Source organism: Leptolyngbya sp. AN10 (genome assembly GCF_050565645.1).
Taxonomy (GTDB): Bacteria; Cyanobacteriota; Cyanobacteriia; order Leptolyngbyales; family Leptolyngbyaceae; genus Leptolyngbya.
Window position 1 is genome coordinate 72,191 of record NZ_JBNXVP010000021.1, and the last position, 14,415, is coordinate 86,605.

The window sequence follows — 14,415 nt, forward strand, 5'->3', positions numbered from 1 at the left end:
CTACAATCCCGCCGAATTTGTCGCTACATTTAAACTAATGTGATGTATTGGAATGTCCCGCAATCTATCTGAGAGAACAGCATGGCGATCGAATTGGAATCTGACTTGCAGCAAGCCGTAGAGCGGCGACGAAATTTTGCGATTATTTCGCACCCGGATGCCGGAAAGACGACTCTGACCGAAAAATTGTTGCTGTACGGGGGTGCGATTCACGAGGCGGGAGCGGTGAAAGCTCGTCGCGCTCAACGTCATGCAACTTCGGACTGGATGGCGATGGAGCAGCAGCGGGGGATTTCGATTACTTCAACGGTGCTGCAATTCGAGTATCAGCAGTGCCAGATTAACCTGCTCGATACGCCCGGACACCAAGACTTTAGTGAAGATACGTATCGGACTCTGGCAGCGGCGGATAATGCCGTGATGCTGATCGATGCTGCGAAAGGTTTGGAGCCGCAAACTCGGAAATTGTTTGAAGTGTGTCGGATGCGATCGCTGCCGATTTTCACGTTTGTCAATAAGCTCGATCGACCCGGACGTAGCCCGATCGAATTGATGGACGAGATCGAGCAAGAATTAGGGCTGCAAACGTATGCGGTGAATTACCCGATCGGGATGGGCGATCAGTTTAAAGGGGTATTCGATCGACGAACTCGCAAAATTCACTTATTCGAGCGGAGTTTGCACGGGAGCCGAGAAGCGCGAGATACCGTAATCGATTTGGGTGATCCGAATATTGAAATGCTGTTGGAAAAAGATCTTTATTACCAGTTCAAAGACGAATTGGAACTAATTGAAGGCATTGGTTCTGAGTTTGATCTTGATGCGATTCATCAGGGTCAAATGACTCCGATTTTCTTTGGGAGTGCGATGACCAATTTCGGGGTCGAATTGTTCTTGAATTCGTTCTTGGACTACGCTTTGAAACCGGGAGCGCACGTCAGCACTAAAGGTGAAATCGATCCGACGTATCCAGAGTTTTCGGGATTTGTGTTCAAACTTCAAGCAAACATGGACCCCAAACACCGCGATCGTGTTGCATTCGTTCGCGTCTGTTCTGGCAAGTTCGAGAAAGATATGGTCGTGAGTCATGCCCGGACTGGGAAAACCGTTCGGCTCTCTCGTCCGCAGAAATTATTTGCTCAAGACCGGGAAGTGATCGAAGAAGCGTATCCAGGCGATGTGATTGGCTTGAATAACCCGGGCGTTTTTGCGATCGGGGATACAATCTACAACGGTCAACGGCTCGAATACGAAGGGATTCCTTGTTTTTCACCTGAACTGTTCGCGTTCTTAAGAAATCCGAACCCGTCGAAGTTCAAGCAGTTCCGCAAAGGTGTCTCCGAATTGCGCGAAGAAGGTGCAGTTCAGATCATGTATTCCGCAGACGAAGCGAAACGCGATCCGATTCTTGCAGCGGTTGGACAGCTTCAAATGGAAGTGGTGCAGTTCCGATTGCAGAACGAGTACGGAGTCGAAACGACGCTGGAATATTTGCCGTATACGGTAGCGCGTTGGGTTGATGGCGGTTGGGAAGCGCTCCAGAAAGTGGGGCGAATTTTCAATACGTTAGCGGTAAAAGATAGCTGGGAGCGTCCGGTTTTACTGTTCCGCAATGAGTGGAATTGTCAGCAGTTGCAAGGGGATCACCCGGAATTGGGACTCAGTGCGATCGCGCCCGTGGTGTCTGGAAAACAACCTGTTGATATTTAACGGACAGTGCATAGAGACGCGAAGTTCAGTCGTTCTAATCGCGTCTCGGCTCTTATGCAATTGGAGAAATGCGATCGAGACTGGTGAATTTTGGTGTACTCGTTCACCCGGCATCCCGCCCGGCGCTAAACCGTCCGGGCTAATTGAGAAAACCCCTCTAAAGAGGGCTGAAACTACTGTCTGAGGGGGCTTCAGCCTCCTTTCTCCCATTAGCCCGGACGGTTTAGCGCCGGGCGGACTGTATCGTAGCGACAGTTCTTCATCGACACAAAGTTTTGAACATACGTACTCAACGACCGAGCCATTCCGTCACCAATTCGGGCTGATTCTTCTGAGCAAACACCCGCACCGCGTGATAATTCACCTTTTCACGCAATCGATACACCTGCTTAATCGGCATATCGAGCATCTGCGCGATCGCTTCTTGGGTCTTGCCCTGTAGATACAGCCGCAACCACTGAGCCGCATCGCTTCCAACCTTCTCGGTAAGATAATCCTCGAACTGTTTGACGATCGCGTTTCGGAGTTCTTGCTGTTGCTGCTGAGTTTGTTCCTCTTGGAATTGCGCGATCGCTTCTCCATCCAGCAAACTCACTGAGCCTTCTGAGTCATCTGGTGCAATTTCTTCTGAAACTAATCGAATGAAATCCGCAGCGGGAACTTGTGTCATTCCGCCGCGCTGACTGCGTTTTTGATAATTCACAAAGCGATACACCAGAAGCGGTTGGTTGCGAATTGGACGCAGGCAATACTCTTCTGTTGCGGTGAGTACGATCGCATTGCGTAATCTCGCATCGTCCGTACATTGAGCAATCCAGCCGACTTGCTCCTGCATATATTTATCGTTTTGCATTAAGTCCTGGATGACTTCTTGTAACACATCGATCACCGTCGTTTGACGATCGCGGGATAACGCAATCCAGGTACTAATTTTGTTTCTTATGACAAACATACTGCCCAAGCGCTGAATTAAATTCTTATATGCACGTTGGGGCGGCGTTTCAAAATAGCGCTGTATGAGAATGCGATAGCGGTAATCCATCGCCTGCACTTCGATATCGAGGCGTTCAGGCGTGTACTCGTCAAATCGGGTTAAATCTTCGCCCAGCAACCATCGGACAATACTCTCGCGGGTTGTGTCACTACTCCGTGAAAGTTCGGTCTTTAGCCGCGATCGCCAATCGGCTGCAATTTGTTCTGCTCGTGTCATGGTTGCCGTCCTCATTACCCTGATATAGAGTGTGCCGCAGAGTTGACGAGAAAATCACTTACCCGTTCGGGTAAGAGTGCAAGTCATAATCCTCAACTCCTGCCCGACTCGGCTGAGGATTTAGTATAAAACGTTTCTCAGGGTTTTCCACTGCTTAGGAAACACTGCGGTTGCTCGTCTCCAAAGACGCTGCGATGCGCTCTAGGGTTTCGGTCAGGTGAGCAATGTGAGAAACCAGTGTGGACTGATTATCGGTCAAGGTTTGCAGCGCGTCTGTTAATGCAAAGATTTGTTGCCCTTGCTGATCAACTTGAGTGGTGATCGTCTCGACACGATCGCTCAATTGCTCGATCGTTTCCGATGCCGCGATCGTTGTTTCTGCCAGTTCCTGCACGATTTCCGCCAAAGCTTGCGATTCCACAAATCTCTCCTCACATAGGGTCTTTACTTACATTTTACGATTTATTTCTAACGAGCGTTTCCGTGGCTTTCCGGGCAAATTTTGCTTTTTTTGAAAATAAGCTTCATCAAAACTTTATAAAAGTGGGGATCGAGCAGACGAGTAAAAAGTTTTGAGGAAATCTCGGTAGAAAGACTATTAGAGTATTCGCGGTTTCGATAGGCTTACAGTGAAAATGCACGACTTGACTCGGTGAAAACCCAGTCCTGGTCTTTGATTTAAGCTATGTTTAATCCTGCGGTTGACTCGTCGATTTCCGATTCTCAGATTGCATCTTCTTTTAAAGTTCCACATCGATCGACGACTTCAGTTTTGAAGCGCTTTATTGATATTTTCGGCAGTTTAATTGGCTTGCTGATTGCTGCGATCGTGTTTATTCCGATTGCGATCGCGATTCAGTTGGACAGTCCTGGACCGATTTTTTATAGCCAAGAACGGCATGGACTATTGGGCAAAACGTTTCGCATGTACAAGTTTCGATCGATGGTCGATGGGGCGGACGCGCTCAAATCCCAGGTCGAGAATGAAGCGGACGGTCTGATTTTTAAGAATAGCCGAGACCCGCGTGTGACTCGGATCGGGCACTTCTTACGCAGAACGAGCCTGGATGAATTGCCTCAGTTTTGGAATGTGCTGCGGGGCGATATGAGCTTGGTCGGAACTCGTCCACCGACCTCGGATGAAGTGGCGCAGTATGCGGATCATCACTGGCAGCGACTAAATGTGAAACCCGGATTGACTGGGGAATGGCAGGTTAATGGTCGATCGACCGTGAAGGATTTTGAGGATATCGTGCAGATGGATTTGCGATATCAAGCGATCTGGTCACCGATCTATGATGTGGTGCTGATCTTCAAAACGATTTATGTGATTTTGATAAGACGAGGGGCGTTTTAGGGAAGTCGATCGTACTTCCTACAATTCAGGGGCGAATGTGACAGGGGTGAATGTGACAGGGGCGAATGTGATCGGGCTTGCATTCATTCCGCTCGGAGAGACGCGAATAAGAGCAGTCGTCTAATCGCGTCTCTACAGGGTTCACGATAATTATCCGTGTCGTTTTTGATGCCACGCCCACGCATGAGTGAGAATCTTTTCGAGATCCGCATACTGAGGATTCCAGCCCAAAATTGATCGCGCTTTTTCCGCACTTCCGACTAATGCAGGGGGATCACCCGGACGACGATCGCATTCGACAGCGTTAATCGATCGACCTGTAATTTTTCGTGCCATCTCGATCACTTCCCGCACCGAGAACCCGTTGCCGTTGCCTAAATTAAAGCGATCGGAATCGCCTCCTTTCAGCAAATAATTCAAGCCGAGAACATGCGCCTCTGCTAAGTCGGTCACGTGAATATAATCTCGAATACAAGTCCCATCTGGGGTTGGGTAATCGGTTCCGTAAATTGAAATCGAGTCCCGTTTGCCGAGCGCCACCATTAACACCAATGGAATCAGATGCGTTTCCGGTTGGTGGTCTTCGCCCAGTCGTCCTTCGGGATCGGCTCCCGCTGCATTGAAATAACGGAAAGCCACGGATTTGAAATCATAAGCTCGATCGAAGTCTGCCAAAATCCGCTCCACCATCAACTTCGTTGCGCCGTAGGGATTAATCGGATCTTGCGGATGATCTTCAGGAATTGGAACGGTTTTCGGAACGCCATAGGTCGCGCAAGTTGAAGAAAACACGAATTTCTGAATACCAGCCGCCACCATCGCTTCGAGTAAGGTCAACGTTCCGGTCACGTTATTGCGGTAATACTTATCCGGTTGACTCACCGATTCGCCCACATACGCATACGCCGCAAAGTGCATCACCGCGCTAAAAGGACGAGATGCAAACACTCGATCGAGCAATTCACGATCGTTCGTATCTCCCTCGATCAGTTCCACCTTCAGCACCGACTCGACGATATCGCGATGCCCGTACACTAAATTATCGAAAACAACGACTTCATACCCTGCCTGTTGCAGTGCCAGAACAGCATGAGAACCGATATATCCGGCTCCACCTGTGACTAAAACGATCGGCTTTTCAGATGACACAATAAATCCTCACCCAGCAGTGGACAATTCCCATTTCAGAAGCGGACTTTGCAATTCAGGAACCTTTTTGAATGCGATCGCGCTACTTAACAAACAGACTGCGGGTCAACATAAATAGGATCACAGCAAATACGATTCCTGCCAAAATCAATTCCACGGTTGATTCCTCCAATACACCCGATCGACAAATTAGAAACTCTAATCTTGCATTTTGCCTGATTTTTGATTGCCAAAACGGGTCTAATCGAATTCATTTTAGAAAAAATGGTTTTAAGACCCCTAAATTTCAGGAAAAATTTGAAATTCGTCATCAAAAACGCCCTACGACCGATGAATTTTCGGTACAATCCTAGTCTTGAAACAGGTTATTTCTAAGTGCAAGACAAAGTTTAGGGAGTTCGATCGTCATGCACCAAGTTGTTCATAATTTGAACAACTTCCGTGTGCAAAACTGATACCTGCGGGTAATCTTGAAGCGATGAAGTTTCACCTCCAATTGAATCAAAATGCGATCAAATACGATCGCATTTATGTGGTGAGGAGGATAAGCGCGAGACAAGGGATTGAATAAATGGTTTTATTAGTAACTGACGTATTCGTTCTATTAACCCAAGTATTGCTCTGGGTTGTAGTCGGTTTATTTGCCTGGTATGTTCTATTACGGCTACTACCGAGACCGTTTTTAGGGGGATTAGTTTTGCTGCTCTTTCTAGGAGTAGCAGCCTTTACCTTCTACACCGGGTCGCCGGATCAAGGCATTATCGGTAATATTTTCCGAGTGATTGCCATACCGTTTAGCCCACTCGGTATTATTTTGATTCTGCTGCTGATTGCGTTTTCTCAATTGCTCAGGGGCGGCAAATTATCTGGAACAGGAGTTTTGGTACTGCGAATTGCGATTCCTGCACTCCTGATTCTCAGTATTCCAGCCGTATCTTACTTCTTGGCACAACGAGCGGAGGCAGAAGCGATCGAGATTGCGCGTCCGGTTGGGGCAGACACGCTTCCCGCTGGAGCACGACGAGTGATTGTCACTTTGGCACAGGATACGACTCGATTACAATTGCGACCGAGAACGCAACCTGCTCCTGCTGCTCCTGCTCCCACGGCTCCTCAACTGATTCCGCCTCCTTCTCCGATTCCGCCTGGTTCATTTGCGCTCTTAACCGATCAGCCCGTTCAACTCACCGAAAATGGCGACATTTTGACTTATACACGGCAGGTGTACGAAGAGGAACGGGCACGGGGAACGGCTCCACTGATTATTGTGAGCGCGGGCGATCGACCAGAGCGATTACGTCGGCAGGGAGAATCTATCAACGATGTCTCTGAGGCGGCAGATGCAAGACGGTTTCTGCAAGATATGGGAATTCCTGAAGGCGATATCATTGGCGATTCCAATAGTCCTACGATGCAGCAAAGTGCCGTGAATGTGCGCCAGGAATTGCAGCGTCGAGGAATCAATTTCGGCAATCAGCTAGTCTTGATCGAGTCTGCAATTCAGATGAATCGAGCTGCTCTGACGTTCCGGCGAGAATTTACGAATAACAACGTTCCGGTCACGATCATTCCACGTCCGACGAATTTCTTTACGCTGCCGCCACGGGAGGCGCTACGGGGTCGGGCACAAGGACGAGATTTGGTGGAACGGAATGTGCAAATCGCGGATCTCATTCCCAGTATTGATGCGTTGGCGCTGAGTTCCAGAGTGGTTAACGAGTACCTGGCATCGATCTATTACTTCTTGAGGGGATGGATTCGACCCGTTCGTACAACACTCTAAAGGCAGAAGGGTAGAAGCTTTTCACTTCTACCCTTTTCGTTTGGAATTAACTTTTTCTTTCGCGCTACCATGAGAGGGTTTCGATAGTAGGGATAGTCATGGCTCGATCGCGGGGGCAGCTTCAAAAACTAGGGTCTTATCTTCGTCCACATTGGCGGAGTACAACTTTAGGGGTTTTGGCGTTGCTGGTGGTGAACTCGATCGGCATTTATATTCCGCTGCAAATTCGTGATGCGATCGATAAACTCAGCGTTACGTTTAGCGTTAACGAAATTCTGCTAGATGCGCTTCTGATTCTAGTATTGGCATCGGTGATGTGGGGGATGCGGATGGTATCTCGCACTCTACTCTTTGGCGTGGGTCGTCAAGTTGAATTTGATCTAAAACAAAAGATTTTTAATCATTTACTCAAGTTAGAACCTGCGTATTTTGCAGCGAATACTGTTGGTGATTTGATTAATCGTGCCACAAGTGATGTAGATAACATTCGCCGCTTGTTAGGGTTTGCGGTTCTCAGTTTGGCAAACACAGTATTCGCGTATGCGTTGACTTTACCTGCGATGACGGCGATCGATGCTCGATTGAGCTTGATGGCATTATCGGTTTATCCGTTCATGTTGATTCTAGTCAGTCTGTTTAGTAACCGACTGCGATCGCAACAATTAACCGTTCAAGAAGAACTCTCGACTTTGAGCGAATTGGTGCAAGAAGATATGAGCGGAATTGCCCTGATTAAGATCTACGGTCAGGAAGAAAACGAACGACAGGCGTTTCGTGGCTATAATCGATCGCTTTTGAATGCGAATCTCAAACTCGCTCTCACTCGGAATATTCTTTTCCCGATCTTGCAAGGAATTGCTTACGGAAGTGCATTAATTTTGCTCTGGTTTGGAGGCGGATCGATCGCACGGGGTGAAATTACAGTCGGAGATTTTATTGCACTTTTGCTGTTTGTGGAACGATTAGCGTTTCCGACTGCATTACTCGGATTCACGATCACGGCATATCAGCGTGGAGAAGTGAGTATCGATCGGATTGAGGCAATCTTATCGGTTGAACCAAAAATTAAAGATGCTAAAGACACGATTCCGTTACCAGTAGCGCAAGTGCATGGAAAATTGAGCGCTAAGGATTTAACGTTTCATTATCCCGGTAGTTCTCAACCGAATCTCGATCGGATTAATTTTGCGATTTCTCCCGGTGAAACCGTTGCGATCGTCGGTGCGATCGGTTCTGGTAAATCTACACTCGCGAACGCATTACCGCGACTATTAGATATTGATCCAAACCAACTCTTTCTGGATGGTTATGACATTACGAATTTGCGATTAGAAGATTTGAGAGGCGCGATCGCGTATGTGCCACAAGAAAGTTTTCTCTTCAGCACTACGATCCGAAACAACATTCGATACGGTAAACCTCTGGCTGAACAAGATGAGGTCGAACTGGCTGCAAAGATTGCTCAAATTCACGGAGAAATTCTGAACTTTCCGCAGCACTATGACACGATCGTGGGTGAGCGCGGAATTACGCTATCCGGTGGACAACGCCAGCGAACCGCATTAGCGAGAGCGCTTTTAGTGGATAGTCCGATTCTGATTTTGGATGACGCGTTGTCGAGTGTGGATAATCAAACGGCAACTCGAATTTTGAAGAATTTATCTGAAGGAACTGTTCGCAAAACGGTTGTATTTATCTCACATCAACTTTCAGCAGCGGCAATGGCGGATCGAATCTTTGTGATGGATCAAGGGCGAATCGTGCAAATGGGTTCACATGGAGAATTGTTAGATTACCCTGGACTGTATCGATCGCTCTGGGATCAGAACAAGCTGGAAGAAGCCCTGCAATAGATCTACCGTCTTAGGAAGATGTCGATCGCGCCTGATTTGTCCTTCGATGAATAAGGCTGCATCTGCGATCGAGATCCTGCCGCGCTTATTTATCTTTTATAGAATGCCTGCCATTGACATTATTGCGACCTCAGACTTTCGCCTGATCGTTTTGTCGGTTCTGATTTCTTTTATTGGTTCTTACACGGCGCTTGATATTGCTGAACAAGTCCAGGTCACGCAGGCAAAGCCGCGTCAATACTGGCTAATTGGCAGTGGAATTGTCCTGGGATTAACGATCTGGGCAATGCACTTTACAGGAATGCTGGCGCATATTTTACCGATCCCAGTTGGATATGATTTTCGGATCGTTCTGCTTTCGATCGCGGTTTCGCTCAGCGGCTCGATCGTCGGAATTTGGCTGGCTTATCAACTCGATGACGTGTGGTGGACGATTGGCGGACTTTGTATCGGCTGCACCATTATTGCAATGCACTACATCTCAATGGCAGCACTGCAAATTGCAGCCCGTCAAATTTATGATCTGCCGATCGTGTCGCTGTCTGGTGCGATCGCGATCGTGGCTTCATGGGGGGCACTTTGGCTATTGCGATTTCGCGATCGCACGACGATTGTGGCTCAGTGTCGGAAAGTGATTGATAGCGCTGGATTAATGGGAGTTGCTATCTCTGGAATGCACTATATGGCAATGAGCGCAACTCACATTCGAGTCGCCGCGATCGCACCTCCACCGATCGAGCCGATTTCTAGTCGAGTTTTAGCGATCGTGATCGGAGTTGCGGCACTGCTGATTTTGACAGCGGCACTCCTTGCCTCATTTGCTGGGCGGCAATTGAGCGCGGAACGAGCTAGAGTTGAAGCGTTACAACTTGCAGAAGCTCGACTAGAAGAACTGGTACGACAACGAACCCAAGAATTAGAACAGGAGAAACTGGCATCGGAAACTGCCAATCAAGCAAAAAGTGCGTTTCTCTCTAACACAAGTCACGAACTGAGAACTCCATTAACAGCAATTATCGGGTTTTCGAGTGTACTGCTGGAACAGGTATTTGGAGCCTTAACGCCTCGACAGCTTGACTATGTTCAAAGAATCTCTGTTGCAGGGCATCAACTTTTAGAACTGATTAATGATTTATTGGATTTAGCCAAAATTGAAGCTGGGCGTGAAGAGCTTGAGATTCGTCTGGTTTCGGTGGAAGCCGTTTGTGAAACCTGTATTTCTACGCTTCGAGACCAAGCAAGGCATCGAGGATTGGAGTTTTCTTACTCGATCGATTCTGAGATTACGACTTGTACCGCTGACGATCGGCGTTTGAGCCAAATTTTACTGAACTTACTCTCAAACGCAATCAAATTCACGGAGTCAGGGTCGGTCACACTCACCGTTCGACAAGTTGAAGACGGAATTGATTTTGAGGTTCGTGATACGGGAATTGGAATTACTCCAGCGGATCAGGAGAAACTTTTTCAACCGTTTCAGCAGCTTGATCCAGGCTTGACGCGCAGATATCAAGGGACGGGATTAGGATTAGCACTGTCGCAGAAACTAGCTCAGCTTCAAGGCGGCAATATTACGGTGAAATCAAAGCAGGGTGAGGGAAGTTGCTTTACGCTGCATTTACCACGGGGCGCGGGTGGTGCGGGTTAGTCGATCGACGAAATGCTAAAGTAGCTCATCCAGAATAGAGAGCCGAATGAAGCTTCGAGATGTTGTCAGTCAAATTGAAATTGACCCTCGCAAACTGACAAATTATGCCCTGAATTTAGACAGTCCCAAGGGAGCAGACAAAGCGATTGTCTTTCGCTCTGCACTTGGCTTTACAGGGGAGAACTACACACTTTTAATGCAGCAAATTGTTGCAATGGCGTTGGACGCGGAGGCGAGTATCAGAGAACTTGATGAACATGGACAGCGCTATCGTGTTGATTTAGAGATAATTGGAGTAGAAGGACAACGTGAAATAGTCCGTACAGGTTGGATTGTGGCAGAAGGAAGTGATATTGCTAGATTGACGACGCTATACGTACCGTAAGGACGAGGAAAGTAGGAGATGAAACCAGAAGTATTTGACGTGGTGGAGCTTCTTGAAGATATGCCAGCAAGAAATCTGAAATCGGGAATGCAGGGCACGATTTTAGAAGATTACGGAACGGCGTATGAAGTTGAGTTTGCGGATGATCAAGGAGCCACGATCGAGATGTTGGCACTTAAGCCGGATCAATTTGTTGTAGTTTGGCGATCAACAACTCAGTCTTGGCTCCCGGTGTCTGATCAAGTGGCTGCGATCGTGGAACAACTCCCGGACGATCGACGCAAGCAAGTTTTAGAATTTGCACGATCGCTATGGAGTCAAAACAAATTAGAGGAAGCTTTACAGTGATTCTCTATGACTTGATTCCATCGCGATCGCCCTTAACTCAAAACATGGTTGCCAAACTCAACCAACGAGTCACATTCTCAGGCAGTTCGGTGTTGAGCCGCAAAGGTAAATCCGGTTTCGAGAGCGATCGTGCATATCCCGGAGTCAAAAACGGCTGATAGGTTTTCGCCTCGGAGGTCGTTTGCTGAATAAACGCCAAACTTACACCCTGCAACAATCGACGTAGTGGTTCAACTTCTGCTCCCCTACGCTCTTTCACCAGTGTGCCTTGCGCGATCGCACCTGTGAAATTTCCTGGATCGCTCACGCTCAAATGAGTCGTCCCGATCGCCGTTAACAGATACTTCGGAGTCGGCAACTGCAAGAATGGCTGGAGTTGTTGACTAAAAGCAGGCGCTAACGTGTCATCAGTGCTGGTCAAAATCAGAGTGGGGGTGGCAACCGATTTCAAGCCTGACTTCCCAAAGATTTGTCCGATCGCTGGATTGAGCGCGACTGCTTGCACCACTCTTGAATCACGCAAACTCAAACGATTCTTCGGTTGCTCGATCGCGGCGCACTGGAGCCAATCGGCTGGAACTCGATCGAGTAATCCACTGGCGCGACAAAACTCTCGCAGTTCATCAAACCGGAGTTCTGCACCCGCTAATGCCAACGCTTCATACCCGCCCAGAGAATGTCCGATGACTGAGACTTTCCGCGCATTCAGCTTGCCTTGAAGGTCTCCAGGCTGTTGATTTAATCGCTCAAATTGATCCAGCAGATAACTAATGTCTTTCGGTCGATCGATAAACTCACTTGCTGGAATCAATCGATCCAGATTCAAGGACGATAGCGAACTGTTTCGGGCGACAAACGGATGCTCGATCGCGGCGACCGTCACTCCATGCGAAGCTAAGTGTCGCGCTAAATATGCCAAAAATTTCCGATTTGCTTCAAATCCAGGAACTAGAACAACTAGAGGCGCATCCGGTTTGGTCGTCGCACTCCAGTAGAAATCGACTGGTAATCGTCGATCGCGCTGAGCATCGTAAAACGAATAGAACGATTCTTGAACTGTTTGCGATCCGGCGATCGACGGATCAAACGAAGCTCGAAACGTGGAATTGCCAGAACTCAAACTACGCTCTAACAGCGATCGAATTCCTTGCGTTTTCCAATTCGAGAAATTCAATTGCGAGGCGATCCCAACCGCTTGCGTCACATCGATCGTCACCGTATCTTGAGGAATCGCTCGAATTACCGCGATCGCATCGAGTCCATTTGCCTGCCGCGCTGCTAACCAAAACCCTGCCTGCAACGTTTCCAAACTCAATTCCGGTGCAGCTTGCCGAATCGAATTCAAAACTTGCTGACCCGATGGCGATTTCAGCAAATCCTCGACAATCTGCGTTCCCAAATTTGGATCAAGCTGTAAACGACTCGTCAATGCTCGTCGCAATTCCGGGGTTAGCACTGCCGAATAGAGTTGAAGTGCAGGAGGAACGTTCCCCGTTTTCGCAAATTGTTCTAAATCCGAAACCGCGATCGATTGTTCAAAAGGTCCAAGCCGCAAATTTAATCGCTCTGCTGCGGCACTCGGAGACGCGCCTGAAAAAGCAAGCGCCACCCCAGTCAAAAATCCGCAGCCGATCGTTTTCCAAGAAATATCTCGCTTCACCGTAAAAAATTCCCGTAAAACTCTCAATCAAAACGAGGTGCGACATTGCGTTGCACCCCGTATTCCGTCTACTCCAATTGTAAATATGACGTAAATTCTCTACCTGAGTTCCCCAGTAAATTTACCGTTAATCTCGTGCTGTCCGAATCCAAGCTTTCTGCGGGCGAATTAAAAACCGCAAATAAACCGGAATTTTCCACAATATATAGAGTGGGATAGCCAGCAACTCTCTCAAAGGTAAATCTTCGCGCCCGAATTTGCTCCAAGCTGCGAGCACTGTCGTGATTAAACACACTCCAGCAACGATCGCTAAAATTCCCGCCGTCCAGAATCCAGTCAAAATCCCCCAAAGAATTGCGATCGCGCTGACTCCCATCCAACTCATCACAAATAAAGACAGCGGCGGCACACTCAATTCGATCGCAAGTACGATCGCGGCAACATTGAACGTCTCGATCGCAGATTTAATCAGAGCAGGCACATACATCAAGATCGATTGTAAATGCCCATGTTCCCATCGAGTTCGCTGGCTCTGAGCCGCACTACTTTGTTGCGGTAAAGTTCCAATCACACGCACCGCTGGACAGTAAACAGGCGGATATCCTGCGATCGTCAAATCCACACTCAGCTTCATATCCTCAACTAAATGCCCGCTGGCAAAATTCACCGCTTGAATCGCCGCCCAAGGAAACGCCATTCCTGTCCCAGTCAACAAACACGGCAGTCCCAATCGCCAAAGTCCCAACGGTCGCACCAAATTCTTCACGGTGAACGCGAATGCCGAAACGGAATCTTTCGCGCTCGGTTGGGCAGGTTTCTTCATTAAATAAGTCGCTTGTGCGGGTCGATTCTGCTCGATCGCGGTTTCGGTCAAGATCGCGATCGCATCTTTCTCGACTCGACAATCCGCATCAATCACAATCACTACATCCGGCGGCTCATCTGCCAAATATCGCAAGCCGTAATCCAAAGCGTATCCTTTCCCTTGATGCGTCAAATCTTCGCGTTCGAGAACGATCACGCCGTGCTGTCGCGCAATGTCCGCCGTTGCATCCGTACAATTATCCGCGACCACAATTAAGCGATCGCCGGATCGCAACTGTGTCGTCACATCTGACAACGTGATGCCTAGTCCAGTTTCCTCATTGTGAGCCGGAATGAGTATTGCCACCCGTTCCCCTGCTCTGGTCGCACGGCGAGGCTCTGGACAATTAGAAATTAGCGCAAAACTCGTTTCTGCTCCAGTCCAAACACTCCATCCAAGAAGAACTCCGATCAGTCCAATCAAAGATGCACTCAATATCCACATAAC

The 14,415-nt window shown here is 48.2% G+C and carries 12 protein-coding genes; 7 read left to right on the forward strand and 5 right to left on the reverse strand.

Annotated elements, in window-relative coordinates:
* The first annotated feature begins 81 nt into the window (after window positions 1-81).
* Window positions 82-1,710: a peptide chain release factor 3 gene (prfC, locus tag ACQ4M5_RS26070; protein ID WP_430678644.1), complete on the forward strand. Its 1,629-nt coding sequence runs from the start codon at window positions 82-84 to the stop codon at window positions 1,708-1,710.
* Between the two features lie 289 nt (window positions 1,711-1,999).
* Here prfC and ACQ4M5_RS26075 read toward each other — a convergent pair whose 3' ends face one another.
* On the reverse strand, window positions 2,000-2,920 hold the full coding sequence (locus tag ACQ4M5_RS26075) for a HetZ-related protein 2 (RefSeq protein WP_430678645.1): 921 nt from the start codon (window positions 2,918-2,920) through the stop codon (window positions 2,000-2,002).
* 154 nt (window positions 2,921-3,074) lie between these two features.
* Window positions 3,075-3,341, reverse strand: a complete 267-nt coding sequence (locus ACQ4M5_RS26080) for a hypothetical protein (RefSeq protein ID WP_430678646.1) — start codon at window positions 3,339-3,341, stop codon at window positions 3,075-3,077.
* Between the two features lie 264 nt (window positions 3,342-3,605).
* Between ACQ4M5_RS26080 and ACQ4M5_RS26085 the strand changes: the two genes are divergently transcribed.
* Entirely contained in the window at window positions 3,606-4,277 is a 672-nt protein-coding gene (locus ACQ4M5_RS26085; protein ID WP_430678647.1) for a sugar transferase, read from the forward strand.
* Between the two features lie 150 nt (window positions 4,278-4,427).
* Here ACQ4M5_RS26085 and galE read toward each other — a convergent pair whose 3' ends face one another.
* Window positions 4,428-5,426, reverse strand: a complete 999-nt coding sequence (gene galE, locus ACQ4M5_RS26090) for a UDP-glucose 4-epimerase GalE (RefSeq protein WP_430678648.1) — start codon at window positions 5,424-5,426, stop codon at window positions 4,428-4,430.
* Window positions 5,427-5,997: 571 nt separating this feature from the next.
* Here galE and ACQ4M5_RS26095 point away from each other — a divergent pair.
* The 5 genes from ACQ4M5_RS26095 to ACQ4M5_RS26115 all read left to right on the forward strand — a co-directional run bounded on the left by ACQ4M5_RS26095 (window position 5,998) and on the right by ACQ4M5_RS26115 (window position 11,443).
* A complete protein-coding gene (locus ACQ4M5_RS26095) occupies window positions 5,998-7,209 on the forward strand; it encodes a YdcF family protein (protein ID WP_430678649.1) in 1,212 nt (403 codons plus the stop codon).
* A gap of 98 nt (window positions 7,210-7,307) precedes the next feature.
* Window positions 7,308-9,062 carry an ABC transporter ATP-binding protein gene (locus tag ACQ4M5_RS26100; protein WP_430678650.1) on the forward strand — a complete coding sequence of 585 codons (1,755 nt, stop codon included), beginning with the start codon at window positions 7,308-7,310 and terminating at the stop codon, window positions 9,060-9,062.
* A gap of 46 nt (window positions 9,063-9,108) precedes the next feature.
* Window positions 9,109-10,710, forward strand: coding sequence for an MHYT domain-containing protein (locus ACQ4M5_RS26105; protein WP_430678651.1), 1,602 nt, complete (start codon window positions 9,109-9,111; stop codon window positions 10,708-10,710).
* 46 nt (window positions 10,711-10,756) lie between these two features.
* Window positions 10,757-11,095, forward strand: a complete 339-nt coding sequence (locus ACQ4M5_RS26110; RefSeq protein ID WP_430678652.1) for a DUF6883 domain-containing protein — start codon at window positions 10,757-10,759, stop codon at window positions 11,093-11,095.
* 18 nt (window positions 11,096-11,113) lie between these two features.
* Window positions 11,114-11,443, forward strand: a complete 330-nt coding sequence (locus ACQ4M5_RS26115; RefSeq protein WP_430678653.1) for a DUF4926 domain-containing protein — start codon at window positions 11,114-11,116, stop codon at window positions 11,441-11,443.
* Between the two features lie 37 nt (window positions 11,444-11,480).
* On the opposite strand, the gene ACQ4M5_RS26120 is transcribed toward ACQ4M5_RS26115, so the two are convergent.
* Window positions 11,481-13,103 carry an alpha/beta hydrolase gene (locus ACQ4M5_RS26120; protein ID WP_430678654.1) on the reverse strand — a complete coding sequence of 541 codons (1,623 nt, stop codon included), beginning with the start codon at window positions 13,101-13,103 and terminating at the stop codon, window positions 11,481-11,483.
* Between the two features lie 127 nt (window positions 13,104-13,230).
* Window positions 13,231-14,391 carry a glycosyltransferase family 2 protein gene (locus ACQ4M5_RS26125; RefSeq protein WP_430678655.1) on the reverse strand — a complete coding sequence of 387 codons (1,161 nt, stop codon included), beginning with the start codon at window positions 14,389-14,391 and terminating at the stop codon, window positions 13,231-13,233.
* Window positions 14,392-14,415 lie beyond the last annotated feature (24 nt).